This is a genomic window from Burkholderia vietnamiensis LMG 10929 (assembly GCF_000959445.1).
GTDB classification, from domain to species: Bacteria; Pseudomonadota; Gammaproteobacteria; order Burkholderiales; family Burkholderiaceae; genus Burkholderia; species Burkholderia vietnamiensis.
Genome location: NZ_CP009632.1, coordinates 515,006 through 540,746, shown reverse-complemented (window position 1 = coordinate 540,746; position 25,741 = coordinate 515,006). Strand labels below are relative to the sequence as shown.

Sequence of the window (25,741 nt, the reverse complement as noted above, 5' to 3'; positions counted from 1 at the left end):
GGGCGGTGGGCGCGGTGCCGGCGGTCTGCAGCGAGCGTCGGCGGGCGGGGTCAGGCGGCCTTCTTCCACGGCGCCTTCGCGAGGCTCCAGACCGGGCTCGAAATCGCCATGTCCATGTCGCGCGCGAAGATCGCGAAGCCGTCGTAGCCGTGGTACGGGCCCGAGTAGTCCCAGCTGTGCATCTGCCGGAACGGCACGCCCATCTTCTGGAACACGTACTTTTCCTTGATCCCGGAACCGACGAGGTCAGGCTGCACCTGCTCGACGAACTGCTCGAACTCGTAGCCCGTCACGTCGTCGTAGATCAGCGTGCCGTCCTTCACGTAGTGCGTCGTGCGCTGGTAGTCGTCGTTGTGGCCGAACTCGTAGCCGGTGCCGACCACCTCCATCCCCAGATCCTCGTATGCGCCGATCACGTGGCGCGGACGCAGGCCGCCGACGAACAGCATCACCTTCTTGCCCTGCAGCCGCGGCTTGTACCGTGCGATCACGGCATCCATCAGCGGGCGGTACTTCGCGATCACCTTCTCGGCGTTCGCCTTGATCGTGTCGTCGAAGTGGCTCGCGATCTCGCGCAGGCTCTTCTCGATCATCGTCGGGCCGAAGAAGTTGTACTCGACCCACGGAATCCCGTACTTCTCCTCCATGTGCCGGCTGATGTAGTTCATCGAGCGGTAGCAGTGCAGCACGTTGAGCTTCGCCTTCGGCGTGTTCTCCAGCTCGGCGATCGTGCCGTCGCCCGACCACTGCGCGATCACGCGCAGGCCGATTTCCTCGAGCAGGATGCGGCTCGACCATGCGTCGCCGCCGATGTTGTAGTCGCCGATGATCGCGACGTCGTACGGCGTCGATTCGAACGCGGGGCGCTTGTCGGGATCGGTCTTGTCGAACACCCAGTCGCGGATCGCGTCGTTCGCGAGGTGGTGGCCGAGCGATTGCGACACGCCGCGAAAGCCTTCGCAGCGCACCGGCACGATCGTGTGACCGGCGTATTCGGTCGCCTTCTTCTTCGACACCGCCTCGATGTCGTCGCCGATCAGGCCGATCGGGCATTCGCTCTGGATCGAGATGCCCTTGTTCAGCGGAAACAGCTGCTGGATCTCGTCGATGATCTTGTCGAGCTTCTTGTCGCCGCCGAACACGATGTCCTTCTCCTGGAAGTCGGACGTGAACTGCATCGTGACGAACGTGTCGATGCCGGTGGTGCCGATGTAGTAGTTGCGGCGCGCCGCCCACGAGTACTGGCCGCAGCCCACCGGGCCGTGGCTGATGTGGATCATGTCCTTGATCGGCCCCCAGACGACGCCCTTCGAGCCCGCATACGCGCAGCCGCGGATCGTCATCACGCCGGGCAGCGACTTGATGTTGGATTTCACGCCACAGTCGGGCTTGCCCTCCTCGAAGGTACCCAAATGCTTGGCGCGCCGCTTGGCCATCTTCTCCGGATAGGCCTTCAGCACTTCGTCGATCAGGGCCTTGTTCGCGGCCTTGCGCTCTTCAACCGTGGCGGTCATAGCATGCTCCATATGTGAGGTCGTTCTCCACTGCGCGCCCCGCCGCGCGCGCCGCGCGGCGGGGCATGTCGCGCGACGCGCGTTAGGCGGTCAGTTCCGACGCGGTCTTGCCGACCTGCGACTCGTCGATCGCGCTCATGATCCCGTGCTCCATCAGCAGATCTTCGAGCTGGTCCATCGTGATCGGCGTCGGGATCGTGCCGTTGCCCGCGTTGTTGTGAATCTTGTTGGCGAGCTGGCGATACTCGTTCGCCTGCTTCGAATCCGGCGCGAACTCGATCACCGTCATGCGACGCAGCTCCGCGTGCTGCACGATGTTGTCGCGCGGCACGAAGTGGATCAGCCGGGTGCCGAGCATGCCCGCCAGCGCTTCGGCGAGCTCGAGCTCCTTGTCGGTCTGACGCTCGTTGCAGACGAGGCCGCCGAGGCGCACGCCGCCGCTGTTCGCGTACTTCAGGATGCCCTTCGAGATGTTGTTGGCCGCGTACATCGCCATCATCTCGCCCGACATCACGATGTAGATCTCCTGTGCCTTGTTCTCGCGAATCGGCATCGCGAAACCGCCGCACACCACGTCGCCGAGCACGTCGTACGACACGTAGTCGACGCCGTCATACGCGCCGTTCTCCTCGAGAAAGTTGATCGACGTGATGACGCCGCGCCCCGCGCAGCCGACGCCCGGCTCCGGGCCGCCCGACTCGACGCAGCGAATGTCCTTGTAGCCGATCTTCATCACGTCCTCGAGCTCGAGATCCTCGACCGAGCCGGCCTCCGCCGCGAGCGACAGGATCGTGTCCTGCGCCTTCGCGTGCAGGATCAGGCGCGTCGAGTCGGCCTTCGGGTCGCAGCCGACGATCAGGATCTTCTGGCCCAGATCGGTCAGCGCCGCGAGCGTGTTCTGCGACGTGGTCGATTTGCCGATGCCGCCTTTGCCATAGAAGGCGATTTGCCGAAGTTGAGACATTGCGTGCTCCACATTGAGAAAAGAGGTTGAAACCAGGGTTGCGAAATCGCGACCATGTCAGCCTGCCGTGTCCGTATCGCCTTTGGTCTTCTTCTGTCGCACCGCGCATCGGCCAGGAGTTGTCCGCAGCCCAGCAATTGCAGCTTCCGTGCCAACCCGCACGACATTCGTTGCAACGCCCGTCGCGACGGGCCGGCTGCGCGCGGCGCGAGGTCGGCGCCGGCTTCCTTCGTCGTGTCGGATTCCCGACAAACGCCGCGCGCAGCGTCGCAAACGACACGCAGTTGTCGCGCATCCAGGCGTGGTTTTGTCCGCTTCGTCCGCTGCGGCCCGGCGCATCTCGCCTGGTACGGTTGTTGCACCAAGCGGCTTCATGAACACGCCCGCCCATTCCGCTCATTCGCTTCACGCGGCGCCGTCGCCTTTGGATCGTCTCGGCGGTGCAGCCGCGCTCGCGCGCATCGTCGATGCGTTCTATCGCCAGATGGACACGCGGCCCGACGCCGCCGGCATCCGCGCGATGCACGGCGCGGATCTCGGCCCGGTGAAGACGGTGCTCGTCACCTATCTGTGCGAGTGGCTCGGCGGCCCGCGTCACTATTCGGCGCAGCGCGGGCACCCGCGTCTGCGGATGCGGCATCGCGCGTTCGCGATCGGCATGGCCGAGCGCGACGCGTGGCTCGCCTGCATGCGCGCGGCGCTCGACGAATGCGGCGTCGAGCCGGCACTGCGGGACGAACTGATGCAGGCGCTCTTCAAGCTGGCCGACTGGTTGCGCAACACCGGGCGATGACGTTCGCCCTCACCTTTGACGACGACACCGAGGATTTTTCATCATGACCGAAGCGCTCACCCGCACCACGCTCGACGACACCGCGTTCGCGCGGCTCGAAGCCGAAGGCCGTCTGCTCAACCCCGTGCTGAAGGGGCTCACGAATACCTTCGGGCGGGTCGGATTCCGCGGCGAACTCGCGCTGCGTTTCGCGGCCAAGCTCGCCGACGAAGCGCGCCCGCCCGAGCTGACCTGCGATCAGGTGATGGCCGTCGCGACCTTCGGTGAGCCGCACCTGCCGTTCTTCGCGGGCTTCCTGCTGAGCTTCGAATATCTGAAGGACGTCGCCGAGGTGCTCGGCGACACGTTGAGCGCCGGCGGCAAGTACTTCCTGTTCTGCGACAACATCGACCTGAGCAAGCGCTACCAGGTGCCGTACAAGGGCGCGATGTTCTACGTGCTGCCGATTCTGGAGAGCACCGTCTACAACGAGATGCTCGAGCTGCTCTATCTCGAGAAGAGCGAGCTGAAGAAGAAGGACACCGCGGGCAAGCTCGACGCCGTCGCCGACGCGGCGCTCAAGTTCGACGTCACGTTCGACACGATCACGTACGAGGAAGGGCTCGAACTGATGGGTCCGGTGCGCAACCCGAACGAGAACCGGCCCGTATGAGCGGCCGCGAAGCTGTCGCTTCACGCCACGCGCACGAGCGGGCCTGAGCAACGTGGGGCGGCCCGGCGTTTCCCGCGCGCCGGCACCGGCGCCCGCGGGCCGCTTGGCCGAACCCTGTCCGTCAAACGGAGCCGGAGCACGACCATGTCCCTGCACAGTTCCTTCGTCGCACGCCGCGGCGGCAACCTGCGCGCGGTGCGCGACGACGACCCGCCGCGCCCACGGATGCCCGCCGCGCTCGCCACCTGGCTCGCGTGGCACGACTTTCCCGATCTGCACTCGTGCGGCATCGACGGCGTCACGCCGCTGATGCTAGCCGCGCTGCAGGGCGAGGACGGCGTGCTCGACGCGCTGCTCGCGCACGGTGCGCGGCTCGACGCGCTCGACGACGCCGGCAACGGCGCGCTGTGGTATGCGTGCATCGGCGGCGCGCCCGCGCCGATCCTGCGGCTGATCGAGGCGGGCGCCGACGTCGACCACGCGAACGACGACGACGTCACGTGTCTGATGCAGGCGGCCGCGAGCGGCCGGATCGAGGTGATGCAGCTGCTGCTGTCATGCGGCGCGAGCGAGACGCTATGCGCGCCGGACGGCCGCAGCGCGCGCGACATGGCCACCGATCGTGCGCTGCAGTTGCTGCGCGAATCGCACCGGCTCGCGCATGCGACGCAGGACGACGCGGCATGAGCGCGTGTGCTTCGCGTCGCCCGGCTTCGGGTTACACGCGCGCCGATGCGGCGAGCGCGCTCGACCATCTGCTCCGGACCGTATTCCGGCACGAGCGCCATGCAGCCGGACCGAGCCGCGACGCACACCACACCGCGTTCCGGCGCGATGAGGGCGCGCCGCTCGAACCGCTGCCGCTCGCGGACGCGCACGTCGTCGGCAAGCGCATGCAGCGCGAGCGTTCGCAATGAAGGGGCAACGCGTCTTTCGACGTCTCACGGTCAACGAGCTCGGCGCGTGGCGCGGCCGTCATCCCGATGCGCTGGTGCTCGACGCGCGCGATGCCGACAGTCATGCGCGCTCCGGCTGGCCGGACGCCGTGCGGCTGTCGCGCGACAACCAGGACGAGCTGTTGCTGCGCACGCGGCGCGGCCGGCCGATCCTGATCTACTGCCACCGCGGCAACGCGAGTCAGGCCTGGGCGCGCATGTTCGCGGACTTCGGCTTCACGGTCGTCTGCGACCTGATCGGCGGGCACGCGGCATGGGCCGCGAGCGTTGCCGGCGCGAACCCGTCCGGCAGCCCGGTCGAGCCGGCGCTTGCCGCGTGGCTCGCGAGCGTCGGCTTCGTCGGCCCGAGCGCGCGCGACGCGCACGACAACACGCCGCTGATGGTTGCCGCGTGGCGCGGCGCGCACGACGCCGTCGACGCGCTGCTGGCGCACGGCGTGGCGGTCGATGCGATCAACGCGGACGGCAACAACGCGCTGTGGCTCGCCTGCGTGCACGGCGACCCGGCCGGCATCGAACGGCTCGCGCGGGCCGGCGTGCCGCTCGACCATGCGAACGTGACGGGCGCGACCTGCCTGATGTACGCGGCATCGTCGGGCAAGGCCGAGGTCGTCCGTGCGCTGCTCGCGCTGGGGGCCGATCCGGCGATCCGCTCGCGGGACGGCTTCACCGCCCTCGACATGGCCGCGACGGCCGAATGCCTGCAGTTGCTGCGCCGCCTCTGATGAAGGATCTTGCGATGGCTCATGTCACGTTTTACGAAAAACCCGGCTGCGGCGGCAATGCGGCGCAGAAGGCGCTGCTGGTCGCCGCCGGCCACACGCTCGAGGTGCGCAATCTGCTGCGCTGGCCGTGGACGCCGAAGACGCTGTTCGCGTTTCTCGAGCCGCTGCCGGTGCACGAATGGTTCAACCGCGCGGCGCCGGACGTGAAAGCCGGCCGGATCGTCCCCGAGGCGCTCGACGCCGCGGCCGCGCTCGCGCTGCTGCTGGCCGAACCGTTGCTGATTCGCCGGCCGCTGATGGAAGCGGGCGACGGCCGGATGGTCGGCTTCGATGCGGCGCGCGTGCATGCGTGGATCGGCCTCGGTCCGTTGACGGCGGCAGACGTGACGACCGGTTCGCTCGAAGGCTGTGCGGCCGCCACGACGGGCTGCGCCGCCGCGTCGGCCTGAATGCAATTTGACCGGAGAGCCGCCATGCCTCTTTACGACTATCGGTGCCGCGACTGCGGCCGGACCTTCGAAGCGCTGGTGCGGGCGGGCGCGTCGCCTGCGTGTCCGCACTGCGGCAGCACCGCGCTCGACAAGCAGGTCAGCGCGCCCGCGCCGCCCGGACGCTCGCGCGAGATCGTCAGGAAGGCCCGCCGGCAGGCGGCCCATGAGGGCCATCTGAGCAACTTCTCGGCCGCGGAGCGCGCGAAGCTGCTGAAGTAGCGGAATGACGGGGGCGCGTCGGTCGGGCGATGAGCGCGATGCGGTTCTCAAGAGCCGCTCGCGACATCGACGCCCGCCTCCGCATGCCGCCTCACGACGGCCTCACGTCTGCCTCACACGAAGCTCAACAGCTCGACGGTCACCGGTTCGTCGCCGAGCACCGCCTGGCACGCAAGCCGCGATTTCGACCCGACCCCGACGATCGCATCGAGCTTTTCGTTCTCGGTGCGCTGAATCTTCGACAGGCTCTTGCGGCCCTCCTGCACGAACAGATGGCACGACCCGCATTCGGCCTTGCCGTCGCATTTGTGCGCGATGGCCTCGCCGACGCCGAGGAGCGCCTGCAACAGCGTCGCGCCGACGGCGACATCGTAGGATTTACCGGAAGGAAGAACGGTCAGGATGGTCATGGTCAGATACTCACGGGACGAGAAAGACAACAAGGAAAATGGCGGCAACTACCGCGTGACGACATGCCGCGCCGCGGCCGTCACGCGGGAAGCGCGTGCCTCAACTCGGCGACCAGCGCGCGAGCAAAGGCATCGAGCGGCATCGCGATCCGCTCGATGCGCTGCTCGTCGAGGAAGCGCGCCTCCATCCGCGTCGGCTCGTCCGGCAGCACGGCCCAGTGCGTATCGGACGAACGCTTCATGATCTGGCGCGCGAAGCTGCGGGCGAGCTGGTCGTCGAAGCGGCAACCGACGAACAGGAAGCTGCGGCCGCTGCGCCACGCCTGCACCGCGGGCGGAATCGGCGTCTGGATGTCGATCTCGGTCAGCACTTCGACGAAGTCGCTGTCGGACACCAGATAGTTCGCGGCAGGCGCATGCGCGCCGATCGGCTTGTAGAGCAGCGCGCCGGCGGACGGGACCTCGGGCAGCCGCGCGCCGTGCGCGTCGTAGCCGGCGAACCATTCGCCGAAGTGCTCGGACTGCGACAGCCCCTGCACCAGCGCCCAGCCGCCCGGCCGCATGCGCGCGAGCGCCGCCGCGAAGGTGTCGTCGTACCAGGTGTCGACATACAGGCCCGCCCCGCTCGCGGCGAGCGCGCAATGCAGCGCCGACGGCGCCGGCGAGGCCGCGAACGCGTCGTTCATGAGGCTCACCACCGACTTGCGATGCTTGAAGTTCTCGATGAACTGCGCGGCCTGCGTGAGCCGGTGGCGGATCTTGTGCGGCACGCTGACCTTGTCGGTCATCAGCCGCGCCAGCGCCTCCGCGGTGGCCGGCACGCGCACGTCGGCGCACAGCGCGAGCAGGCCCGGGCCGAGATACGGAATGATGCTGCCCGCCTCGATCCGGCGGGCGATGTGCTCGATCGACATGCTCATGAACGGCTTCCTCACAGATAGATCGCGGCTCCCGCGCCCACGTTGGTCGCGGTGTCCTTCAGGGTCGTGACGATGAACTTCACCTCGTCGGCGTCGAGCAAGGTGTGCAGCGGCAGCGCCAGCGCGCGGTCGCCGATGCGCTCGGTGTCCGGCAGCACGCCGCGCTTGCGGCCGATCGAGTCGCCCGCCTGCATGTAGTGGAACTGCTCGTGCAGCGGATGGCTGTATGCGGCGGTCTCGATCCCGCACGACTTCAGGTCGTCGATCATCTGCGCGCGCGCGCTTTGCGTGAAGCGCTTGCCGAGGTGCACGACGTACAGCATCCAGTTCACCTCGTCGACGTCGTCGGCCGTGTACGGCGGCTTGATGCCTTCGAAGCTGCGCATCTGCTCGTGATACCAGCGCTCGACCTGCTTGCGCTGCGCGAGGCGCTCGTCGAGGCTCGCGAGCTGCGCGAGGCCAAGCGCCGCCGTCAGCTCGCTGATGCCGGCCTGCAGCGGCACGCGCGCGCCGACCGACACCGAGCCGCGGTCCGCGACGCGCCGCTCGCGCAGATAACGCAGCTCGTGCACGAGCGCGTCGTCGTCGGTGACGAGCATCGCGCCCTCGCCCGCGCACAGCGCGCTCGGCGCCGAGAACTCGAAAATCGCGACGTCGCCGAACGAGCCGACCGTGCGGCCGCGGTAGCGCGAGCCGAGCGCCTCGGTGCTGTCCTCGATCAGCGCGAGCCCGTGCGCATCGGCCAGCTCGCGCAGCGGGCCCCACGCGGCGGGATGGCCGTTCGTGTTGCCGGCGAGGATGGCCCCCGTGCGCGGCCCGATCTTCGAGCCGGCCTTGTCGGCGCTCAGGCAGCCGCTCCAGTAATCGATGTCCGCGAACACCGGCGTCGCCCCCGCCAGCGTGATCGCCTGCGCGACCTGATGCCAGGTGTGCGATGCGCAGATCACCTCGTCGCCGGCCCCGATGCCGAGCGCGCGCAGCGCGAGCCACGCGCCGAGCGTGCCGCTCGCGACCGCGACCGCATGCGCGCGGCCGGCCCAGCCAGCGAACGCGCGCTCGAATGCTTCGCGCATCGGGCCGTCGCTCCAGCGCGACGAGCGCAGCACCGCGCTCACCAGCTCGATTTCACGCGCACCGCACGCCGGCTCGGCGAGCGCAATCTCGTCAAGTTCCATGGCCGCTCCCAGCGTCGGTGAGGATCAGCGCGTTCGCTTCGCTCGCATGCGCCGTGATCGACAGGCACATCCCGGCGATCCGGACGAAGTAGACGGCCCGCGCGCCGACGCGCAGGGCGGGCGTCTCGCCGCACATGTCGGCCGCGCCGAGCTGCATCGTGCGCACGTCCGGAAAGCGCTCGCGCCACCGGCTCGCGGCGGCGTCGAGCGTCGACGCCGAGCCGATCAGCTCGGCCGCGGCCTGGACTTGCTCGGCGGTGAGCGCCATGTCATTCCTCCACGCCGGCGATACGCCGCGCTTCGACCGTCACGGGCAGCGCCGTGGCGGCATCCATCTCGGGCAGCTCGAGCTGCCAGCCATTGCCGAGCGTGACGAGCCCGCCCCACATCTGCGGCCGCGCCATCGACACGATCGGCTCCTCGAGGTCCTTCTTCGGCACGTAGGCGCTCAGCACGCCTTTGCTGTCTCTGCGAATCATCACTTTCACGATAAAGACTCCGGGGATACGACGGGTTCAGGTCGGCTGCACGGCCGCTTCGGCCAGCAACGGCTTCAACAACGGAGGCAGCGCGGCGAGCAGGTAATCGATGTCGCGCGCGCTGGTGGCCGCGCCGAGCGAGAAGCGCACGGCGCCGAGCGCCTCGTCGCGCGGCACGCCCATCGCGCTCAGCACGTGCGACGGCTCGCTGCCGCCGGACGAACACGCCGAGCCCGACGACGCGCACACGCCGATCTGCTCGCAGCGCTGCAAGACGGTGTCGGCGTCCAGCCGGCCGACGCGCAGGCAGCTCGTGCCGGGCAAGCGCGGCGCGCTCGCGCCATACACGTGCACGCCGGGCAGCGCCGCGCGCAGGCCGGCCTCGAACGCGTCGCGCAGCGCGGCGATCCGCGCGGCGTCGGCGAGCGCATCGGCCAGCCGCTCGAGCGCTGCGGCGAAGCCGACGATCGCGGGCAGGTTTTCGGTGCCGCCGCGCCGGTGCCGCTCCTGGCTGCCGGGAAACTGCGCCGCGAGCGGCACGCCGTCGCGCACGAGCAGCGCGCCGATCCCTTTCGGCCCGTGCAGCTTGTGCGCGGACAGCGACACCGCGTCGGCGCCGAGCGCCGCGAAATCGAACGGCAGCTTGCCGACCAGCTGCGTCGCGTCGACGTGCAGCAGCGCGCCCGCCGCCTGCGCGAGCGCCTTCACGTCGGCGATCGGCATCAGCACGCCGGTCTCGTTGTTCGCCGCCATCACCGACACCAGCGCGACGTCCGGGCCGATCACGCGCGCGGCGCTGTCGAGATCGAGCACGCCGTCCGGCCGCACCGCGATGAAATCGACCGGACGGCCCTGGGCGGCGAGCGCGTGCGCGAGCTTCAGCTGCGCCGCATGCTCCGTCGCGCCGAAGACGAGCCTGCGCCGCACGGCCGAGGCCGTGGCCGACGCCCCGAGCCCGAGCACCGCGAGATGATTCGCCTCGGTCGCGCCGCTCGTGAAGACCACTTCCCTGGCCTTGCAACCGAGCGCGCCGGCGATCGTCGCGCGCGCGGCGGCCAGCGTGCGCTTCGCCTGCTGTCCGGCGCCATGCTGCGACGACGCGTTGGCCCACACGTCGGTCAGCACGGCGAGCATCGCGTCGATCGCCGCCGGCGCGGGTGCCGTCGTCGCGTTGTGGTCGAGATAGATCATCGTCGCTCCCCGTCGTGCGTCACGGCCAGAACACGCGCTCGGCGTCGACGCACAGCAGCTCCAGCAGCAGGTCGAGATCGGCGCTTTCGTACCGCCACGACCAGCGGTGCGCTGCATGATCGCGGGCGTACAGGCTCCAGCGCCCGGCGGGGCCGCGCGCGAGCCGCGCGATGTCGATCACGCCGCCGCCCGGATCGACGTTGCGCGAGCAGCACGGGCTCTCGATCCGGAATCCGTCGGCGTCGCGCATCACGCGCGGGCTCACGTAGCGATAGCGCGCACGCTCGCGCAGCGCGCGTTCGATGCGCCGCTGCGTGAAATCGACGACGCTCGCCGGCTGGCCGCGCCCGGGCGCCGCTCGCCCCTGCGTCATCATCGCGCCGCCCCGTCGTGTTCGGGCAGCAGGCCGGCCGGCGCCGGCGCGATCTCGTCCTCGGTACAACCGATCACCTGCCGGCCGAACTCGACCAGGTAAACCGGCTCGCCCGTGTCAACGACCTGCCCGACGTTGACGATCTCGCCCACCGCGCCCGCGTCGACGAGGCGCGCGCCGGGCGCATGGTCCGGATAGCTGCCGTCGTTGCACAGATCGTCCAGCGCGACGACGCGCATGCCCCACGAATACTCGGGCTCCCGCATGGGCTCCATCATGTTCACGATGACGTCTCCGGTTCTCCGCGCGCCGCGGCGTGCGGCCCGTCGGCTGCAACGGCCCGCCCGAGCTCGCCGAGCCGGCCCGCGTGCGCGCCGAGCTTCGCGAGCACGTCGTCGGGCAGGTTGTCGAGCGTGCACAGCTCCTTCGCGCGCATCCCGACCCGGTGGCCGGTGTCGACGAAGTCGACCGCGTAGATATAGAACTGCTGCAGGAACGTGTTGATGCTCGTCACGTAGCCGACGTCGCCCTTGTTGACGAGCACCTCGCCGATGTCCTTGCCGCTGTAGGTGCCGTCGTTGCGCACCGCCGAGCGCGCGACCACCCGCTCGCCGAACGAAAAACGCGGCGGATGGGCGACCTCGATCACGTCGTCGTCGCGGTTGATGTCAGCCATGGTCGGCTCCACTATCGAGTTCCAGCGGTTGCGACGGATCGTCCGAACGCAGCCTGCGCCTGGCGAGCGCGCACACTTCGTCATCCGCATCGTCGAGCAGCAGCACGACGATGCCCGGCGGCGCGCGCCGCGCGATCTCCCAGCGCACGCGCCAATCCGCGTCGCCGAGCAGGTTGCCGAGCAGCGGCGCCGGCAGCCGCGCGGCGACGCGCCGGCGCACCTCGGCGTCCGCGTCGTCCACCATCCGCAGCAGCGCCGGCATGTCGAGCCGCTCGGCCACGCGCATGCGCACGCCGCGATCGGCGTCCCGCGCCATCGACGGCAGCAGGGCGACCGGCAGGCGGCGCGCGACCCAGTCGCGCACGCCGTAGTCGGGATCGGTCCGCATGCTCGCGAGCACGGCCGGATCGACGCGCTGCGCGACGCGGATCCGCACCTCGCGGTGCGGATCGCCCGCGAGCCGCGACAGATATGCGTGCGGCAGGCGCAGCGCCACCTGCAGCCGCACGGTTTCGTCCGGATCGTCGAGCAGCGCGGGCAGCCGGAACACGTCCGCGTAGCGCGCGGCGATCGCGCGCACCTCGAAATACGGGTGCGCGAGCTGTTCGTTGGCGAGTGCCGGATGCCAGCTGAAGAAGCGGTCGATCCGGCGCGCATACGCGTCCTGCATGCAGGCGCGGCCCGGCTCGCAGCCGGCTTCGCCCGCGCGGCCCCGCAGCGCCGCGTACGGGCAGCGCGCACAGTCGAGCGCGCCGCCCTGCCAATCCAGCGGCGGGATGTCGCCGGCGGGCGCCGACGCGCGCGGCGCGGCCGGCGCGTTCGCGTCGGCCTGCGCCGGGACGCTGCGCGCCCGGCCGAGCGCGCTATCGCGAGCCGGCCCGGCGGCGCGCTCGCGCGGCGACCGCCCTGCGTGCGAGGAGCGTGGCGAGCGGTTCATCTCGGCGTCTCCGCCCAGCCGCGCGCCGGATGCGCGTGCAGCGCGTCGTCGTCATCGTCGTCCGCGCGGCGTTCGTCGCGCGTCAGCACGTGCAGCAGCAGTGCGCCGCCCACCCGGTCGTCCGGGTCGAGGCGCCGCAATTCGTCGAGCAGCGAGCGCGCCGCCGCGCGCTCGCCGAGCCGCAGGTTCAGGTATGCGAGCCCCTTCATCACGAACAGCTGGAAGCGCACCGTCGCGTCGTAGCGTACCGCGTCGCCCGTCGGCGGCGCATCGCCGACGCGCGGGCCGAGCGCCGTGCGCACGAGCGCAAGCGCTGCCTCGCCGACTGCACGCGCCTGCGCGAGCCGATGGCCGTAGAAATGGAAGCGGTACAACGCGATCAGCGGCGCCGGATGCGCGGGCAGCGCCGCCCGCGCGCGTTCGAGCAATGCCAGCGCGTCGTCCGGGCGATGCTGCAAGCGCCCGGCGGCGTCGATCCATGCGGCAACGGGCGCCGGCAGGCCACCGCCGAGCGCCGAACACGCGAACGCGGAGAGTGCGTCGTCGAGCGTGCGGGATTCGCCGTACATGGTCCGCTCCCGTCGGTCACGACGCGCGCGACAGCTCGGGCGGCCGGCCGCGGCCGATCGCGTCGATGCCGATCTTCGCGACGCCGGGCTCCGCCGGCGCGGCGCTGCTGCACGCACACGGCGCCTGGTTCGGGTTCGTGAACGTGAAGCCCGACTGCGTCGCCGTTTCGACGAAATCGATCGTCACGCCGTCGAGCAGCATCCGGCTTTCCGCGGGCAGGAACACGCGCAGGCCGTCGGCGTCGAGCACCGCCTCGCCCGCCTGCGGCGCGGCCTCGGCGCTGAACGCCGCGTTATAGCCCGAGCAGCCGCCGGCGCTGACGACGAGCCGGAAGCCCGCGCCGGCCGGCAAGCCCGAGAAACGCACGATACGGCGCATGAACTTGTCCGCCGCGGCGGTGATGGTGACATTCGGCAGCATGATCGCGATTCACTCCTTGTCGTTGAACGCATTGAACGCGTGGACGGCGGTCGGCACGCGGCTCACGCCGGCACGATGCAGCCGTCGACCGGGCACACCGCGACGCATTGCGGGCTGTCGAAGTGCCCTTCGCATTCGGTGCACTTCTTGGGATCGATCGCGAATACGCCGCCTTTTTCGCCGATCGCGACGTTCGGGCACTCCGGTTCGCACGCCGAGCAGCCGGTGCAGGTCGAAGCGATGATCTTCAGGGACATGGTGACGCTCCTGTTGTGGGTGAGATCCTGATGACGCGCGCGTTACGCCGCCGCGCTGCCGGTGTACGCGCCCTGCCGGATCGCCGCGTCGCCGCGATCCGCATGCACGACCGCGCCGGACGCGACGCGGCTGCGGTAATCGTCGAACCATGCGAGCGCGGCCTTCTCTATGAACTCGCCGGAGAAGCGCTCGACCGGCTCGATGCCGGCGTGCGCCAGTTCGTCGCGCGGGCACGCGCCGATCTTCGCGACCAGCACCGCGTGGCAGTCGTTGATCGCGCGCACGACGGACGGCAATTGCTCGTCGTCGCCGAAACCGCCCTGGCAGTAGAGGTCGACGCGGCGATGGCCGACGAACAGCGCTTCCGACGCGGACACCTCGAAAATCTGGAATTCGCTCACGTGGCCGAAGTGCTCGTTGACGCGCCCGCCGCCCTTCGTCGCGACGGCGACCAGCACCTTGAGATCCGTGGCGACGTCGCTCGCCATCGACGCCGCGAGCGCCTCCTGCTTCGCCGCATGCTGCGCGCTGCGTTCGGCCTCGACGCGGTCCTGATAGGCCCGGCGGCGATCGAGGTCGTAGACCACTTCCATCTCCTCGATCCGGTCGAGCGTGAACTCGTCGCTGCGGTCCTCGCCGAGCAGGCCGACCGCGTCCGCGCGGCATTGCCGGCAGTGCCGCATCAGGTTCGCGCCGCCCATGCACGCGTCCTGCACGGCCTTCAGTTCCTGCGCGCTCGGTCCGCGCTGGCCGTTCAGGCCGAAATAGGTACCGTGCTCGGGTTCGGAGATCAGCGGCATGATGTTGTGCAGGAAGGCGCCGCGCTTCTTCACCTCGCGGTTGACCTCGATCAGGTGCTCGTCGTTGACGCCGGGGATCAGCACCGAATTGATCTTGGTCAGCACGCCGCGCGCGGTGAGCATCTCGAGCCCCTTCATCTGCTGCTCGTGGAGGATCTGCGCGGCCTCGTAGCCCGTCACGCGCCGGTGGTCCCAGAAGATCCACGGATAGATCTTCGCGCCGACGGCCGGGTCGACCATGTTGATCGTGATCGTCACGTGGTCGATGTTGTAGCGGCAGATCTCGTCGACCAGCGCAGGCAGCGCGAGGCCGTTGGTCGACAGGCACAGCTTGATGTCGGGCGCCTGCTCCTGGAGCATCCGGAACGTGTCGAAGGTCTTCTGCGGGTTCGCGAGCGAATCGCCGGGGCCGGCGATGCCGAGCACCGTCATCTGCGGAATCTCGCTCGCGACCGCGACGACCTTCTTGACCGCCTGCTCGGGCGTGAGCTTCTGCGACACGACGCCGGGGCGCGACTCGTTCGAGCAGTCGTATTTGCGGTTGCAGTAGTTGCACTGGATGTTGCAGGCGGGCGCGACGGCGACGTGCATCCGCGCGTAGTGGTGATGCGCCTCTTCCGAGTAGCACGGGTGGTTCTTGACCTTCTCCCAGATCTCGGCCGGCATGTCGTCGGGGCCGCCCGACGAGCCGCAGCTCGCCTTGCCGTCGCCGCCCTGCGTGCCGCAACCGCCGCCCGCTGCCGGGACGTCCGCTGGCATACCGAGCGGTTTGATCTCGCCGATGCCGATATAGGCCGACGCGGGGGGCATGCCGACGTTCTGTGCGCTGTGCATGGACTTCTCCTGGAATTCGACGGGGACGACGTGCGACGTTAAAAGCCAGAACCGTGCCACGCCGCGACGCACGCAGCGGCGCGCCTGAGCGGCCGATCCGATGTCCGGTTTGTCGGGCCGGCGCGTGTTCCGCGACGAGAACGGCGGCCGCCGCTGTCGCGGTTGCGACAAACGACACAATCGGGAAGCGGCAGAGGGAAGCGCGCCGATGCGTCGGCGGCTGCAGCGGGATGGGAATGCGCGCGTGCGCGTGAGGTCGGTCGGGAAGGAAAGCGGAAGCGGAAGCGGCGTGCGCGCATGCGACGGCGCAAGCGCGCAGTCAGGCGCCGCGCGTGCAGCTCAGCGCACGCGCGGCATGGCGGCGCCGGTCAGAACCGCCGCACCTCGATGCCGTACTTGTGCAGCGCGTAGCCGATCTGTCGCGGCGTGATCTTCAACAGGCGCGCGGCCTTCGCCTGCACCCAGCCGCAGCGCTCCATCGCCCAGATCAGCCGCTCGCGCTCGCCTTCCGGCTTGCCTTCGTCGTCGCCGTTCATCGCGAACGCGTCGTCGTGGTCGTGCTCGTGTTCATGGAACGCGTCGTCGAACGGGTCGTCCGCGAAGCCGCCGTCGCGCGGCAAGCCGCGGTGATCGCCCGCGCCCGGCGCGGGCACCTCGCAGATCGGAATGTCGAGCAGCCGCGCGGGACGCACCGCGTCCTCGCGCTCGATGTGATGCAGCACCTTCGTCAGGCAGCGGTCCTCCTGGCACAGGAACGCGAGGCGGTCGATCGTGTCGTGATGCGTCATCGTCGCGGTGCGCTCGACGCAGTTCTCGAGCTCGCGCACGTTGCCGGGCCAGTAGCAGCTCGTCAGCACGCGCATCGCGTCCTCGCTGAAGCGCAGCGCGCGGCCGTTGTCGCGGTTGAAGCGATCGAGAAAGTGCTGGGCCATCGCGGGGATGTCGTCGCGCCGCTCGCGCAGCGGCGGCAACTGGATGCTGACGACGTTGATCCGGTAGTAGAGATCGGCGCGGAACTCGCCTTCCTTCACCATCCGCTCGAGATTGCGATTGGTGGCGAGAATCAATCTCACATCGACTTTCACCGGCGCCGCGCCGCCGACCCGCTCGAACTCGCGCTCCTGCAGCACGCGCAGCAGCTTCGCCTGGAACGACGGCGAGATGTCGCCGATCTCGTCGAGGAACAGCGTGCCGCCATGCGCCAGTTCGAAACGCCCCTTGCGCAATCCCTGCGCACCGGTGAACGCGCCCTTCTCGTGCCCGAACAGCTCGCTTTCGAGCAGCGTCTCGGTCAGCGCCGCGCAGTTCACCGAGATGAACGCGTGGTCGTTGCGCGGCGACAGCCGGTGGATCGCGCGCGCGATCACCTCCTTGCCGGTGCCGCTCTCGCCGCGCAGCAGCACCGTCGTGCGAGCCGGCGCGACCTGATGGACCTGCGAGAACACCTGCTGCATCGGCGCCGACACGCCGACCACCTGATCGAGCTGCTGCACCGGCCGGATCGCCTTCTGCATGCGCCGCACCTCGTCCTGCAGGCGGTCGTGCGCGCAGCTGACGCTGCGATGTAGCAGCATCGCCTGCCCCATCAGCGTCGCGACGATCTTCATCAGATACAGGTCGTTCGCGAACACGCGGTTGCGATCGGGGTTCGCACAAAACGCGACCAGCACGCCCAGCGTGCGCTGCTCGTGGCGGATCGGCATGCCGAGCATCGCGACCGAGCCGTCGTCGGGCTCGCCCGCGCCGCCCGTGCGATCGAGGAACAGCGGCTCGTCGCGCACTTCCGGCACGATCACCGGCGAGCCGCTCGTGAAGATGCGTCCGACGATGCCCTCGCCGGGCAGGAAGCGCACGCGCTGGCGCCAGTCGTCGGCGAGGCCGGTGCAGCACAGGCCGCGCAGGTAGCCGTCCGGCTCGACGACGACGACGAACGCCGAGCGCCAGCCCAGCGTGTACGACAGGTAACGCAGCGACGTGAGGAAGGTCTGCGAGACGTCGAGCGACGATATCAGCGTCTTGCCCACTTCATAGACCACGTCGAGATCACGGCGATGCTCGCTTGCATGGGAATTCGGCATGGCTTTCGCTCCTGCGATGGCTAGCCCGCGCGTGCAGCACTCCGGCGCGACGTAATGGCGAAGCAATATCTGCGCCCATCTCGTGCCGCGGGATCGCGGCGCCTGCCCGCGACGACAAAGCCGACACAGGCGAGAAAAGACCAGACAAAGGCGACAAGGTCGCGCGCCGTTCGCCGGGTGCGCGCGACAAACTCGACAATGCGCAGCTCGACATCCACGATATCAAGCGAAAAAAAAGCGTGGCATGGATGTTGCAAATCCGGCGGTCGTCAACCCACCGTCGTCATCCCTCCACGCGGAGCATGCAATGGCCTATAGCGACAAGGTCCTCGACCACTACGAAAACCCGCGCAACGTCGGCTCGTTCGACGCCGGCGCCGACGACGTCGGCACCGGCATGGTCGGCGCGCCCGCATGCGGCGACGTGATGCGGCTGCAGATCCGCGTGAATGCCGACGGCGTGATCGAGGACGCGAGATTCAAGACCTACGGCTGCGGCTCCGCGATCGCGTCGAGCTCGCTCGTCACCGAATGGGTGCGCGGCCGCACGCTCGACGAAGCGCTCGCGATCAAGAACACCGACATCGCCGAAGAACTCGCGCTGCCGCCCGTGAAGATTCACTGCTCGATTCTCGCCGAGGACGCGATCAAGGCCGCCGTCGCCGATTTCCGCTCGCGGCATCCGGGCGCGGGCGGCGAGACGCTCGCCGAGCAGCCGGTCTGCACGTCCACGCCGAACTGAACGCTTCACTCCTTCGAGGATCGCCCCATGGAACTCCTGCAACCGTCCGCCGACGCCGCGCCCGTCCCGCTGCCGGCCTTTCTGGACTTCACGCCCAACGCGGCCGCGAAAGTCGCGGCGCTGATCGACGCGGAAGGCAACCCGCAACTGAAACTGCGGCTCTACGTGTCGGGCGGCGGCTGCTCGGGCTTTCAATACGGTTTCGCGTTCGACGACCAGGTCGCGGAAGACGACCTGCAAGTCGTCACCGACGGCGTCACGCTGCTGATCGACGCGATGAGCCAGCAATACCTCGCGGGCGCCCGCGTCGACTACGAGGACGGGCTCGAAGGCTCGCGCTTCGTGATCCAGAACCCGAACGCGCAGAGCACGTGCGGCTGCGGCAGTTCCTTTTCCGTGTGAGCGCGCGATGGCCATCTCCGTCACTCCAGCGGCCGCGCGCCACATCGAGAAGGCGCTGCAAAAGCGCGGCGCCGGGCTCGGCCTGCGCGTCGCGGTCAAGACGAGCGGCTGCTCCGGCTTCGCCTACGCGCTCGAATTCGTCGACGCGCCGAACGACGACGATCTGTGCTTCGCGACGCACGGCGTGACCGTCGTCGTCGACCCGCGCAGCCTGCCGATGCTCGACGGCACCGAGCTCGACTTCGTCCGCGAGGGCCTGAACGAAGGCTTCAAGTTCCACAACCCGAACGCGACCGCGAACTGCGGCTGCGGCGAGAGCTTCGCCGTCTGAGCACGCCCGCACGCGACATTCGCACCGACCGCACGGAGACCCGCCATGGCCCTGCTGCAGATCGCCGAACCCGGCCGCGCCGCCGCGCCGCATCAGCACCGGCTCGCCGCCGGCATCGACCTCGGCACGACCAACTCGCTCGTCGCGACCGTGCAGAGCGCGCTCGCGCGCGTGCTGCCGGATGCGGACGGCCACGCGCTGCTGCCGTCGATCGTGCGCTATCTGCCGTCCGGCGCAACCGAGATCGGCCGGCTCGCGCAGCTGCGTCAGGTCGACGATCCGCAGAACACGATCGTGTCGGTGAAGCGCCTGATGGGCCGCGGCCTCGCGGATGTCGCGGGCGCCGACGCCCTGCCGTACCGGTTCGTCGAACGGCCCGGCATGGTCGCGCTCGACACGGCCGGCGGCGTTCGCACGCCCGTCGAGGTGTCGGCCGAGATCCTGCGCGCGCTGCGCGTGCGCGCCGAGACGGCGCTCGGCGGCGAGCTGGCCGGCGTCGTCATCACGGTGCCCGCGTATTTCGACGACGCGCAGCGGCAAGCGACCAAGGACGCCGCGCGGCTCGCCGGCCTGACCGTGCTGCGCCTGCTGAACGAGCCGACGGCCGCCGCGGTCGCTTACGGCCTCGACCGCGGCGCGCAAGGCGCGTACGTCGTCTACGATCTCGGCGGCGGCACCTTCGACGTGTCGGTGCTGAAGCTCGCGAACGGCGTGTTCGAGGTGCTCGCGACGGGCGGCGACTCGGCACTCGGCGGCGACGATTTCGATCACGCGATCGCGGCTTGGCTGTGCCGCGCGCACGGCGTCGACACGCTCGCCTCGCACGCGCCGGGCGACCAGCGCGCGATGCTGAGCGCCGCGCGCGCGGCGAAGGAAACGCTGTCGCACGCGGCGAGCGCCGATCTCGCGATCCGGCTGTCGAACGGCGTCGAGCTGCGGCAAACGCTGTCGCGCGCGGCGTTCGCGGGGCTCGCGGAAGCGCTCGTCGCGCGCACGCTGGCGGCGACCAAACGCACGCTGCGCGACGCGCAGCTGGCGATCGGCGAGCTGGACGGCGTGATCCTCGTCGGCGGATCGACGCGGATGCCGGTCGTGCGCGACGCGGTGCGCAGCCTGTTCGGCCGCGAGCCGCTGGCCGACATCGATCCCGATCAGGTGGTCGCGCTCGGCGCCGCGAAACAGGCCGACATCCTCGCCGGCAACGCCGGCAGCGACGCGTGGCTGCTGCTCGACGTGTGCCCGCTGTCGCTCGGCATCGAGACGATGGGCGGCCTCGTCGAGAAGATCATTCCGCGCAACTCGACGATTCCGGTCGCACGCGCGCAGGAATTCACGACGTTCAAGGACGGCCAGACCGCGATGTCGATTCACGTCGTGCAGGGCGAGCGCGAATCGGTGGGCGACTGCCGCTCGCTCGCGCGCTTCACGCTGCGCGGAATTCCGCCCGCGGTGGCCGGCGCCGCGCGCATCCGCGTCACGTTCCAGATCGACGCCGACGGGCTGCTGGCCGTCACCGCGCGCGAGCAGCGCAGCGGCGTGGATGCGCACGTCGAAGTGAAGCCGTCTTACGGACTGAGCGACGACCAGGTCGCCTCGATGCTGCGCGATGCGATCGACACGTCCGTGGCGGACATGCAGCTGCGCGCGTGGCGCGAAGCGCAGGTCGATGCGCGCCGGATGCTCGACGCGACCGAAGCCGCGCTGACGGAGCATGCATCGCTGCTGTCGGCCGACGAACTCGCGGCGGTCCGGCAGGCGCTGTTCCGCGTCGCCGATGCGCTCGGCACGGCCGCGCCGCTCGACGCGCTACGCGAGGCCGCCGACGCGCTGTCCCGCGCCACCGAGCAGTTCGCCGCGCGCCGGATGGATGCGTCGATCCGCAGCGCGCTCGCCGGGCGCGCACTCGACAGCCTCGCGTAACGGATATCGAGGAGCGCGTATGCCCTGCGTCCGGGTTCTGCCCCATCCTGCGCTGTGTCCCAACGGCCATGCATTCGATGCGCCGCGCGGCACGTCGTTGTGCGAGAGCCTGCTCGCCAGCGGCATCGCGCTCGAGCACGCATGCGAGATGGTCGCCGCATGCGCGACCTGCCATGTGTACGTGCGAGAAGGCGGCGCGTCGCTCCCGCCGCCGGACGACGAAGAGAACGACCAGCTCGATCGCGCGTGGGGGCTCGACGCGCAGTCGCGGCTCGCGTGCTGCGTGAGCCTCGGCAACGACGACCTGACGATCGAACTCCCGCGCCACACGCGCAATCTCGCACGCGAACGCTGAGCGCGCGGGCCGTCCTCGGGCCGCCGTTCGTCACTCCGTCACGCGCCTGCCGCTCATCCCGCCCGTACGTCCTCCTGCGCGACACGTTGCACGCGCAACGTCGCGCGCACCGCGCGCCAACGACCCGACATCCAGCCGACGCACCGCTGTCCGAAACAGCACATTCGCGACACGCGTCGGCGGCAAGCCGCCATCCGCACGCTGCGCGATTCGCGCAAACCCGCGTCGCGACGGCCTCTCGCGCACCCATGCGCAATTGGCACGACCTTTGCAAATACGTATCGCAACGCCCTCTGGAATCGCAACCATGTCCATTCCGATCATCAACGACACGACACTGCGCGACGGCGAACAGACCGCCGGCGTCGCGTTCACCGTCGAGGAGAAATGCGCGATCGCGACCGCGTTGTCGAACGCCGGCGTGCCCGAACTCGAAATCGGCATCCCGTCGATGGGCGCCGACGAGATTGCGGACATCCGCTCGATCGTCGACCTGAATCTCGACGCGAGCGTCATGGTATGGGGACGCCTGACGCCGGGCGACCTCGCCGCGGCGCTGCGCTGCCGGCCCGACATCATCCACCTGTCCGTGCCGGTGTCGGACATTCATCTGCAATACAAGCTGCGCCAGCCGCGCGCCTGGGTGTTCGCGCAGATCAGGCGCGTGATCGGCGAGGCCGTGCGCAGCGATCTGAAGATCTCGCTCGGCGCCGAGGACGCGTCGCGCGCGGACCCGGCATTCCTCGCCGACGTCGCGCGGCTCGCGCAGCAATGCGGCGCGCAGCGCATCCGCTTCGCCGACACGCTCGGCGTGCTCGATCCGTTCTCGACCTACGAAGCCGTCGCGCGCCTGCGCGACGCCATCGACATCGAGATCGAGATGCACGCGCACAACGATCTCGGGCTCGCCACCGCCAACACGCTCGCGGCGCTGCGGGCTGGCGCGACGCATGCGAACACGACGGTCAACGGCCTCGGCGAGCGCGCGGGCAACGCGGCGCTCGAGGAGGTCGTGATGTGCTCGCGCCATCTGCTCGGCCGCGACACCGGCGTCGACACCACCGCGCTCGTCGGCATTTCGCGGCTCGTCGAGCATGCGTCCGGGCGGCAGGTCGCGCTCAACAAGAGCATCGTCGGCGGCGGCGTGTTCACGCACGAGTCGGGCATCCACACCGACGGCCTCGCGAAGAATCCGACGACCTACGAGAGCTTCGATCCGGCCGAGCTCGGCCGCGCGCGCTCGCTCGTGCTCGGCAAGCATTCCGGCTCGCACGGCGTGCGCCATGCGTACGAGGCGCTCGGGCTGCCGGTCGCCGACCAGCTCGTGCCGCTGCTGCTCGCGCGCATCCGCCAGCATGCGACCCAGACGAAGCAGGCGCCGAACGCGGCCGATCTGTACCGGTTCCTGGTCGAGACGCGCGAACTCATCGAGGAATGGTCATGAGCGCCGTGCCGCGCACCGCATCCGCGGCGGCGGCGGCCGAGCGCGCCGCCGGCCGCTCATGGTGGGCCTTGCTGCGCGGCGACGCACGCTGCGTGCTCGAGCGCGATCCGGCCGCGCGCAGCAGGCTCGAGGTCTGGACCATCTATCCGGGGCTGCACGCGCTCGCCGCGCACCGCGTCGCGCATGCGCTGTGGCGGCGCGGCTGGCGCTACCTGCCGCGCGTGCTGTCGTTCGTCGCGCGCATGGTCACGCAGGTCGACATCCATCCCGGCGCGACGATCGGCCCGCGCCTGTTCATCGATCACGGCTCGGGCGTCGTGATCGGCGAGACGGCCGAGATCGGCGCCGACTGCACGCTCTATCACGGCGTCACGCTCGGCGGCACCAGCCTGCACGCAGGCAAGCGCCATCCGACGCTCGGCGAGCGCGTGATCGTCGGCGCGGGCGCGACGATCCTCGGCCCGATCGCGGTCGGCGATGGCGCGCGGATCGCGGCGAACTCGGTCGTGATCGACGCGGTGCCGGACCACGCGACCGTCGTCGGGATTCCGGCGCGCGTCGTCGCGCCGCGCGACCGGCGCACCGCGCACGGCTACGACCTGAACCATCACCTGATTCCCGACCCGGTCGGCAAGGCGCTCGCGTGCCTGCTCGATCGCGTCGCCCGGCTCGAGCAGTCCAGCCAAGGCGGCCCGCTGCCGCCGCGTCCCGGCGCACCCGGCGAACCATGCTGCGGCGACGGCTGCATGGACGCCGTGCACGCGCCATCCCCGTCCCGCCGTCCGGAGTGATTCGCCATGACGCCCCTCGCCGAACGATTGAAACACCTGTCCTCCGCGGAGGACTTCCTGCAGTTCTTTGGCGTGCCGTTCGACCAGAAGGTGGTCGACGTCTGCCGTCTGCACATCCTCAAGCGCTTCTTCCAGTACATCCGGCAGCAGGCGTCGATCCCGCAGGACACCGAAGCCGCGCTGTTCGCCACCTACCGCGACCAGCTCGCACGGGCCTACCGCGACTTCGTCGCGTCGACGCCCGCCGAGGAAAAGGTCTTCAAGGTATTCCAGGACGTCGACGGCCGCCAGCACGTGTCCGTCGACACTCTCCGCGCGTCGCTGCCGGCGCGCGGCACCGCATGACGGAGAAACCCACCATGCACATCGTCGTCTGCATCAAGCAGGTTCCGGATTCGGCGCAGATCCGGGTTCATCCGGTCACCAACACGATCATGCGGCAGGGCGTGCCCGCGATCCCCAATCCGTACGACCTGTTCTCGCTCGAAGAGGCGCTGCGCCTGAAGGACCGCTTCGGCGGCATGGTCACCGCCCTCTGCATGGGGCCGCCGCAGGCCGAGGATGCGCTGCGCAAATGCGTGAGCTACGGCGCCGACGACGCGATCCTCGTGACCGACCGCGCGTTCGCGGGCGCCGACACGCTCGCGACCTCCTATGCGCTCGCGGCCGGCATCCGCCAGATCGCGCGCGAACAGGCGGTCGACATCGTGTTCACCGGCAAGCAGACGATCGACGGCGACACCGCCCAGGTCGGCCCCGGCATCGCGAAGCGGCTCGGGATGCAGTTGCTGACCTACGTGTCGCGGATCGTCGAGATCCATCCCGACGCGCGCACGATCGTCGTCGAGCGTCGCGCGGAAGGCGGCGTGCAGGTGCTGAAGACCGCGCTGCCGTGTCTCGTCACGATGCTCGAGAACACCAACGAGCTGCGCTTCGCGACGATGCCCGCGATGATCCACGCGGCCGGTTTCCCGGTGCGCAGATGGAACAAGGAGGACGCCGGCATCGAGGACGTGACGAAGATCGGCCTGAAGGGATCGCCGACCGTCGTCAGCAAGGTGTTCGGCCCGACCCCGCGCAGCGAGAAGGCCGACCTGCTCGAACTCGACACGTCGACGCTGCGCGACGTGTCGCTGACCTTGCTGCAGAAGATCTTCACGCGTCATCCGACGCTCGAAACCGACCTGCTGATGAAGGAGTCGACATGACGACCGCCGCCAACCCGCCCGCCGCGCCCGTCAGGAAGGCCGGCGGCCGCAATCTGGAGCTGCCCGAGCACCTGAAGGCGTACAAGGGCGTCTGGGTGTTCGTCGAGCACGACCGCGGCCACGTGCACGGCGTGTCGTGGGAACTCGTCGGCGAGGCGCGCAAGCTCGCCGACAAGCTCGGCAGCGACGTGTCCGTCGTGCTGCTCGGCGGCCCCGACGAAGCGCTCGAGACGTTCGCCGCCGACGCGTTCGGCTACGGCGCCGACAAGGCCTACGTGATTCACGCGCCGGTCCTGCACGGCTACCGGAACGAGCCGTTCACGAAGGCGCTCACCGAGCTCGTCAATCGCTACCAGCCCGAAATCCTGCTGCTCGGCGCGACGTCGATGGGCCGCGACCTCGCCGGCTCGGTTGCGACCACGCTGTTGACCGGACTGACCGCGGACTGCACCGCGCTCAACATCGATCCGGCCACGCGTGCGCTGGCCGCGACGCGGCCGACCTTCGGCGGCTCGCTGCTGTGCACGATCATGACTCTCGCGTACCGGCCGCAGATGGCGACCGTGCGCCCGCGCGTGATGGCGATGCCGCGCGCCGAGCCCGGCCGCGGCGGCGAGATCGTGCAGGAAACGTTCGGCATGGTCGAGACCCACATCGTCACGAAGCTGCTCGACTTCATCGCCGACGCGAACAGCAACCGCATTAACCTGCCCTATGCCGACGTGATCGTGAGCGGCGGCAAGGGGCTGAAGAATCCGGAGAACTTCCGCCTCGTGTTCGAGCTCGCGCGCGTGCTCGGCGGCGAGGTGGGCGCGACGCGCCCGTGCGTGCAGGCCGGCTGGGTCGAGGCCGACCGGCAGGTCGGACAAACCGGCAAGACCGTGCGGCCGAAGCTCTACATCGCGGCCGGCATTTCCGGTGCGATCCAGCATCGCGTGGGGATGGAGAGCGCGGACGTGATCGTCGCGATCAACACCGACCCGAACGCGCCGATCTTCGACTTCGCGCACTTCGGCATCGTCGGCAATGCGATGCAGGTGCTGCCCGCGCTCACGCAAGCGTTCGCGGAACACCTGTCGGTTCGCGGCAAGCAGGTCGCATAAGGAGCAGCGA

General features: G+C 69.6%; 34 protein-coding genes. 17 read left to right on the top strand and 17 right to left on the bottom strand.

Annotated elements, in window-relative coordinates:
- Positions 1-50: 50 nt before the first annotated feature.
- Positions 51-1,514: a nitrogenase molybdenum-iron protein alpha chain gene (gene nifD / locus AK36_RS27385; protein ID WP_014725867.1), complete on the bottom strand. Its 1,464-nt coding sequence runs from the start codon at positions 1,512-1,514 to the stop codon at positions 51-53.
- Positions 1,515-1,596: 82 nt separating this feature from the next.
- Positions 1,597-2,478, bottom strand: coding sequence for a nitrogenase iron protein (gene nifH / locus AK36_RS27380; RefSeq protein ID WP_011880146.1), 882 nt, complete (start codon positions 2,476-2,478; stop codon positions 1,597-1,599).
- A gap of 373 nt (positions 2,479-2,851) precedes the next feature.
- On the opposite strand from nifH, the gene AK36_RS27375 reads away from it, so the two are divergent.
- From AK36_RS27375 to AK36_RS27345, 7 genes are all read left to right on the top strand, one after another.
- Positions 2,852-3,271 carry a group II truncated hemoglobin gene (locus AK36_RS27375; protein WP_045579671.1) on the top strand — a complete coding sequence of 140 codons (420 nt, stop codon included), beginning with the start codon at positions 2,852-2,854 and terminating at the stop codon, positions 3,269-3,271.
- A gap of 43 nt (positions 3,272-3,314) precedes the next feature.
- Positions 3,315-3,923 carry a hypothetical protein gene (locus AK36_RS27370; protein WP_011880143.1) on the top strand — a complete coding sequence of 203 codons (609 nt, stop codon included), beginning with the start codon at positions 3,315-3,317 and terminating at the stop codon, positions 3,921-3,923.
- A gap of 144 nt (positions 3,924-4,067) precedes the next feature.
- Complete coding sequence (locus AK36_RS27365; protein ID WP_045579670.1) at positions 4,068-4,610, top strand: ankyrin repeat domain-containing protein; 543 nt, start codon at positions 4,068-4,070, stop codon at positions 4,608-4,610.
- A complete protein-coding gene (locus tag AK36_RS27360; protein WP_045579669.1) occupies positions 4,607-4,840 on the top strand; it encodes a hypothetical protein in 234 nt (77 codons plus the stop codon). Before AK36_RS27365 ends, AK36_RS27360 begins: the two co-directional genes overlap by 4 nt.
- On the top strand, positions 4,837-5,604 hold the full coding sequence (locus AK36_RS27355) for an ankyrin repeat domain-containing protein (protein WP_045579668.1): 768 nt from the start codon (positions 4,837-4,839) through the stop codon (positions 5,602-5,604). Before AK36_RS27360 ends, AK36_RS27355 begins: the two co-directional genes overlap by 4 nt.
- A 14-nt stretch (positions 5,605-5,618) precedes the next feature.
- Entirely contained in the window at positions 5,619-6,053 is a 435-nt protein-coding gene (locus AK36_RS27350) for an ArsC/Spx/MgsR family protein (protein WP_045579951.1), read from the top strand.
- A gap of 24 nt (positions 6,054-6,077) precedes the next feature.
- A complete protein-coding gene (locus AK36_RS27345; RefSeq protein WP_034192739.1) occupies positions 6,078-6,314 on the top strand; it encodes an FmdB family zinc ribbon protein in 237 nt (78 codons plus the stop codon).
- A 113-nt stretch (positions 6,315-6,427) separates the two neighbouring features.
- Here AK36_RS27345 and AK36_RS27340 read toward each other — a convergent pair whose 3' ends face one another.
- The 15 genes from AK36_RS27340 to nifA form a co-directional block, all read right to left on the bottom strand.
- Positions 6,428-6,724: a 2Fe-2S iron-sulfur cluster-binding protein gene (locus AK36_RS27340; protein WP_011880138.1), complete on the bottom strand. Its 297-nt coding sequence runs from the start codon at positions 6,722-6,724 to the stop codon at positions 6,428-6,430.
- A gap of 80 nt (positions 6,725-6,804) precedes the next feature.
- A complete protein-coding gene (locus AK36_RS27335; protein WP_045579667.1) occupies positions 6,805-7,644 on the bottom strand; it encodes an SIR2 family NAD-dependent protein deacylase in 840 nt (279 codons plus the stop codon).
- Positions 7,645-7,655: 11 nt separating this feature from the next.
- A complete protein-coding gene (locus tag AK36_RS27330; protein ID WP_045579666.1) occupies positions 7,656-8,819 on the bottom strand; it encodes a DegT/DnrJ/EryC1/StrS family aminotransferase in 1,164 nt (387 codons plus the stop codon).
- On the bottom strand, positions 8,809-9,087 hold the full coding sequence (locus AK36_RS27325; protein ID WP_045579665.1) for a hypothetical protein: 279 nt from the start codon (positions 9,085-9,087) through the stop codon (positions 8,809-8,811). Before AK36_RS27325 ends, AK36_RS27330 begins: the two co-directional genes overlap by 11 nt.
- 1 nt (position 9,088) lies before the next feature.
- A complete protein-coding gene (nifT, locus tag AK36_RS27320; RefSeq protein WP_011880134.1) occupies positions 9,089-9,307 on the bottom strand; it encodes a putative nitrogen fixation protein NifT in 219 nt (72 codons plus the stop codon).
- Between the two features lie 27 nt (positions 9,308-9,334).
- Complete coding sequence (locus tag AK36_RS27315) at positions 9,335-10,489, bottom strand: cysteine desulfurase family protein (RefSeq protein ID WP_045579664.1); 1,155 nt, start codon at positions 10,487-10,489, stop codon at positions 9,335-9,337.
- A gap of 19 nt (positions 10,490-10,508) precedes the next feature.
- Positions 10,509-10,865, bottom strand: coding sequence for a DUF3024 domain-containing protein (locus tag AK36_RS27310; protein ID WP_011880132.1), 357 nt, complete (start codon positions 10,863-10,865; stop codon positions 10,509-10,511).
- Positions 10,862-11,137, bottom strand: a complete 276-nt coding sequence (locus AK36_RS27305) for a nitrogen fixation protein NifZ (protein WP_011880131.1) — start codon at positions 11,135-11,137, stop codon at positions 10,862-10,864. The genes AK36_RS27310 and AK36_RS27305 overlap by 4 nt, the downstream gene beginning before the upstream one ends.
- 5 nt (positions 11,138-11,142) lie before the next feature.
- The gene (locus AK36_RS27300) at positions 11,143-11,538 is read right to left on the bottom strand and encodes a nitrogen fixation protein NifZ (protein ID WP_045579663.1); all 396 of its coding nucleotides are present in this window, start codon (positions 11,536-11,538) and stop codon (positions 11,143-11,145) included.
- Positions 11,531-12,475, bottom strand: a complete 945-nt coding sequence (locus tag AK36_RS27295; protein WP_080938770.1) for a 4Fe4S-binding leucine-rich repeat protein — start codon at positions 12,473-12,475, stop codon at positions 11,531-11,533. The genes AK36_RS27300 and AK36_RS27295 overlap by 8 nt, the downstream gene beginning before the upstream one ends.
- Positions 12,472-13,044, bottom strand: coding sequence for a hypothetical protein (locus AK36_RS27290; RefSeq protein WP_045579662.1), 573 nt, complete (start codon positions 13,042-13,044; stop codon positions 12,472-12,474). Before AK36_RS27290 ends, AK36_RS27295 begins: the two co-directional genes overlap by 4 nt.
- Before the next feature lie 16 nt (positions 13,045-13,060).
- The gene (locus tag AK36_RS27285; RefSeq protein WP_011880127.1) at positions 13,061-13,465 is read right to left on the bottom strand and encodes a HesB/IscA family protein; all 405 of its coding nucleotides are present in this window, start codon (positions 13,463-13,465) and stop codon (positions 13,061-13,063) included.
- A 62-nt stretch (positions 13,466-13,527) separates the two neighbouring features.
- A complete protein-coding gene (locus AK36_RS27280) occupies positions 13,528-13,722 on the bottom strand; it encodes a 4Fe-4S binding protein (protein ID WP_011880126.1) in 195 nt (64 codons plus the stop codon).
- Positions 13,723-13,764: 42 nt separating this feature from the next.
- Positions 13,765-15,357: a nitrogenase cofactor biosynthesis protein NifB gene (nifB, locus tag AK36_RS27275; protein WP_045579661.1), complete on the bottom strand. Its 1,593-nt coding sequence runs from the start codon at positions 15,355-15,357 to the stop codon at positions 13,765-13,767.
- A 368-nt stretch (positions 15,358-15,725) separates the two neighbouring features.
- Positions 15,726-17,435 carry a nif-specific transcriptional activator NifA gene (nifA, locus tag AK36_RS27270; protein ID WP_045579660.1) on the bottom strand — a complete coding sequence of 570 codons (1,710 nt, stop codon included), beginning with the start codon at positions 17,433-17,435 and terminating at the stop codon, positions 15,726-15,728.
- 307 nt (positions 17,436-17,742) lie between these two features.
- Here nifA and iscU point away from each other — a divergent pair, with 307 nt between their 5' ends.
- From iscU to AK36_RS27220, 10 genes are all read left to right on the top strand, one after another.
- A complete protein-coding gene (gene iscU / locus AK36_RS27265) occupies positions 17,743-18,177 on the top strand; it encodes a Fe-S cluster assembly scaffold IscU (RefSeq protein ID WP_011880123.1) in 435 nt (144 codons plus the stop codon).
- Between the two features lie 27 nt (positions 18,178-18,204).
- Complete coding sequence (erpA, locus tag AK36_RS27260; protein ID WP_045579659.1) at positions 18,205-18,579, top strand: iron-sulfur cluster insertion protein ErpA; 375 nt, start codon at positions 18,205-18,207, stop codon at positions 18,577-18,579.
- A 7-nt stretch (positions 18,580-18,586) separates the two neighbouring features.
- Entirely contained in the window at positions 18,587-18,910 is a 324-nt protein-coding gene (gene iscA, locus AK36_RS27255; protein ID WP_011880121.1) for an iron-sulfur cluster assembly protein IscA, read from the top strand.
- 45 nt (positions 18,911-18,955) lie between these two features.
- Positions 18,956-20,830: a Fe-S protein assembly chaperone HscA gene (gene hscA / locus AK36_RS27250; protein WP_045579658.1), complete on the top strand. Its 1,875-nt coding sequence runs from the start codon at positions 18,956-18,958 to the stop codon at positions 20,828-20,830.
- Between the two features lie 19 nt (positions 20,831-20,849).
- Positions 20,850-21,185 carry a 2Fe-2S iron-sulfur cluster-binding protein gene (locus AK36_RS27245; protein ID WP_011880119.1) on the top strand — a complete coding sequence of 112 codons (336 nt, stop codon included), beginning with the start codon at positions 20,850-20,852 and terminating at the stop codon, positions 21,183-21,185.
- A 307-nt stretch (positions 21,186-21,492) separates the two neighbouring features.
- Positions 21,493-22,629 (top strand): homocitrate synthase, encoded by a 1,137-nt coding sequence (gene nifV, locus AK36_RS27240; protein WP_011880118.1) that lies wholly within the window; start codon positions 21,493-21,495, stop codon positions 22,627-22,629.
- On the top strand, positions 22,626-23,420 hold the full coding sequence (gene cysE / locus AK36_RS27235) for a serine O-acetyltransferase (RefSeq protein WP_043292770.1): 795 nt from the start codon (positions 22,626-22,628) through the stop codon (positions 23,418-23,420). Before nifV ends, cysE begins: the two co-directional genes overlap by 4 nt.
- A gap of 6 nt (positions 23,421-23,426) precedes the next feature.
- Positions 23,427-23,765, top strand: a complete 339-nt coding sequence (gene nifW / locus AK36_RS27230) for a nitrogenase stabilizing/protective protein NifW (protein ID WP_011880116.1) — start codon at positions 23,427-23,429, stop codon at positions 23,763-23,765.
- Positions 23,766-23,779: 14 nt separating this feature from the next.
- On the top strand, positions 23,780-24,628 hold the full coding sequence (locus tag AK36_RS27225; RefSeq protein WP_045579657.1) for an electron transfer flavoprotein subunit beta/FixA family protein: 849 nt from the start codon (positions 23,780-23,782) through the stop codon (positions 24,626-24,628).
- A complete protein-coding gene (locus tag AK36_RS27220) occupies positions 24,625-25,731 on the top strand; it encodes an electron transfer flavoprotein subunit alpha/FixB family protein (protein WP_045579656.1) in 1,107 nt (368 codons plus the stop codon). The genes AK36_RS27225 and AK36_RS27220 overlap by 4 nt, the downstream gene beginning before the upstream one ends.
- The last annotated feature ends 10 nt before the right edge of the window (positions 25,732-25,741 follow it).

Coding starts and splice junctions, on each gene's coding strand:
- AK36_RS27365 (WP_045579670.1), top strand. CDS start 4,068: ATGTCCCTGCACAGTTCCTTCGTCGCACGCCGCGGCGGCAACCTGCGC.
- AK36_RS27280 (WP_011880126.1), bottom strand. CDS start 13,722: ATGTCCCTGAAGATCATCGCTTCGACCTGCACCGGCTGCTCGGCGTGC.
- erpA (WP_045579659.1), top strand. CDS start 18,205: ATGGAACTCCTGCAACCGTCCGCCGACGCCGCGCCCGTCCCGCTGCCG.
- AK36_RS27345 (WP_034192739.1), top strand. CDS start 6,078: ATGCCTCTTTACGACTATCGGTGCCGCGACTGCGGCCGGACCTTCGAA.
- AK36_RS27300 (WP_045579663.1), bottom strand. CDS start 11,538: ATGGCTGACATCAACCGCGACGACGACGTGATCGAGGTCGCCCATCCG.
- AK36_RS27305 (WP_011880131.1), bottom strand. CDS start 11,137: ATGGAGCCCATGCGGGAGCCCGAGTATTCGTGGGGCATGCGCGTCGTC.
- AK36_RS27310 (WP_011880132.1), bottom strand. CDS start 10,865: ATGATGACGCAGGGGCGAGCGGCGCCCGGGCGCGGCCAGCCGGCGAGC.
- AK36_RS27295 (WP_080938770.1), bottom strand. CDS start 12,475: ATGAACCGCTCGCCACGCTCCTCGCACGCAGGGCGGTCGCCGCGCGAG.
- nifW (WP_011880116.1), top strand. CDS start 23,427: ATGACGCCCCTCGCCGAACGATTGAAACACCTGTCCTCCGCGGAGGAC.
- AK36_RS27330 (WP_045579666.1), bottom strand. CDS start 8,819: ATGGAACTTGACGAGATTGCGCTCGCCGAGCCGGCGTGCGGTGCGCGT.
- AK36_RS27285 (WP_011880127.1), bottom strand. CDS start 13,465: ATGCTGCCGAATGTCACCATCACCGCCGCGGCGGACAAGTTCATGCGC.
- AK36_RS27325 (WP_045579665.1), bottom strand. CDS start 9,087: ATGGCGCTCACCGCCGAGCAAGTCCAGGCCGCGGCCGAGCTGATCGGC.
- nifV (WP_011880118.1), top strand. CDS start 21,493: ATGTCCATTCCGATCATCAACGACACGACACTGCGCGACGGCGAACAG.
- nifD (WP_014725867.1), bottom strand. CDS start 1,514: ATGACCGCCACGGTTGAAGAGCGCAAGGCCGCGAACAAGGCCCTGATC.
- AK36_RS27350 (WP_045579951.1), top strand. CDS start 5,619: ATGGCTCATGTCACGTTTTACGAAAAACCCGGCTGCGGCGGCAATGCG.
- nifA (WP_045579660.1), bottom strand. CDS start 17,435: ATGCCGAATTCCCATGCAAGCGAGCATCGCCGTGATCTCGACGTGGTC.
- hscA (WP_045579658.1), top strand. CDS start 18,956: ATGGCCCTGCTGCAGATCGCCGAACCCGGCCGCGCCGCCGCGCCGCAT.
- AK36_RS27315 (WP_045579664.1), bottom strand. CDS start 10,489: ATGATCTATCTCGACCACAACGCGACGACGGCACCCGCGCCGGCGGCG.
- AK36_RS27370 (WP_011880143.1), top strand. CDS start 3,315: ATGACCGAAGCGCTCACCCGCACCACGCTCGACGACACCGCGTTCGCG.
- iscU (WP_011880123.1), top strand. CDS start 17,743: ATGGCCTATAGCGACAAGGTCCTCGACCACTACGAAAACCCGCGCAAC.
- AK36_RS27290 (WP_045579662.1), bottom strand. CDS start 13,044: ATGTACGGCGAATCCCGCACGCTCGACGACGCACTCTCCGCGTTCGCG.
- nifH (WP_011880146.1), bottom strand. CDS start 2,478: ATGTCTCAACTTCGGCAAATCGCCTTCTATGGCAAAGGCGGCATCGGC.
- AK36_RS27245 (WP_011880119.1), top strand. CDS start 20,850: ATGCCCTGCGTCCGGGTTCTGCCCCATCCTGCGCTGTGTCCCAACGGC.
- AK36_RS27335 (WP_045579667.1), bottom strand. CDS start 7,644: ATGAGCATGTCGATCGAGCACATCGCCCGCCGGATCGAGGCGGGCAGC.
- cysE (WP_043292770.1), top strand. CDS start 22,626: ATGAGCGCCGTGCCGCGCACCGCATCCGCGGCGGCGGCGGCCGAGCGC.
- AK36_RS27220 (WP_045579656.1), top strand. CDS start 24,625: ATGACGACCGCCGCCAACCCGCCCGCCGCGCCCGTCAGGAAGGCCGGC.
- AK36_RS27360 (WP_045579669.1), top strand. CDS start 4,607: ATGAGCGCGTGTGCTTCGCGTCGCCCGGCTTCGGGTTACACGCGCGCC.
- iscA (WP_011880121.1), top strand. CDS start 18,587: ATGGCCATCTCCGTCACTCCAGCGGCCGCGCGCCACATCGAGAAGGCG.
- AK36_RS27355 (WP_045579668.1), top strand. CDS start 4,837: ATGAAGGGGCAACGCGTCTTTCGACGTCTCACGGTCAACGAGCTCGGC.
- AK36_RS27340 (WP_011880138.1), bottom strand. CDS start 6,724: ATGACCATCCTGACCGTTCTTCCTTCCGGTAAATCCTACGATGTCGCC.
- AK36_RS27225 (WP_045579657.1), top strand. CDS start 23,780: ATGCACATCGTCGTCTGCATCAAGCAGGTTCCGGATTCGGCGCAGATC.
- AK36_RS27375 (WP_045579671.1), top strand. CDS start 2,852: ATGAACACGCCCGCCCATTCCGCTCATTCGCTTCACGCGGCGCCGTCG.
- nifB (WP_045579661.1), bottom strand. CDS start 15,357: ATGCACAGCGCACAGAACGTCGGCATGCCCCCCGCGTCGGCCTATATC.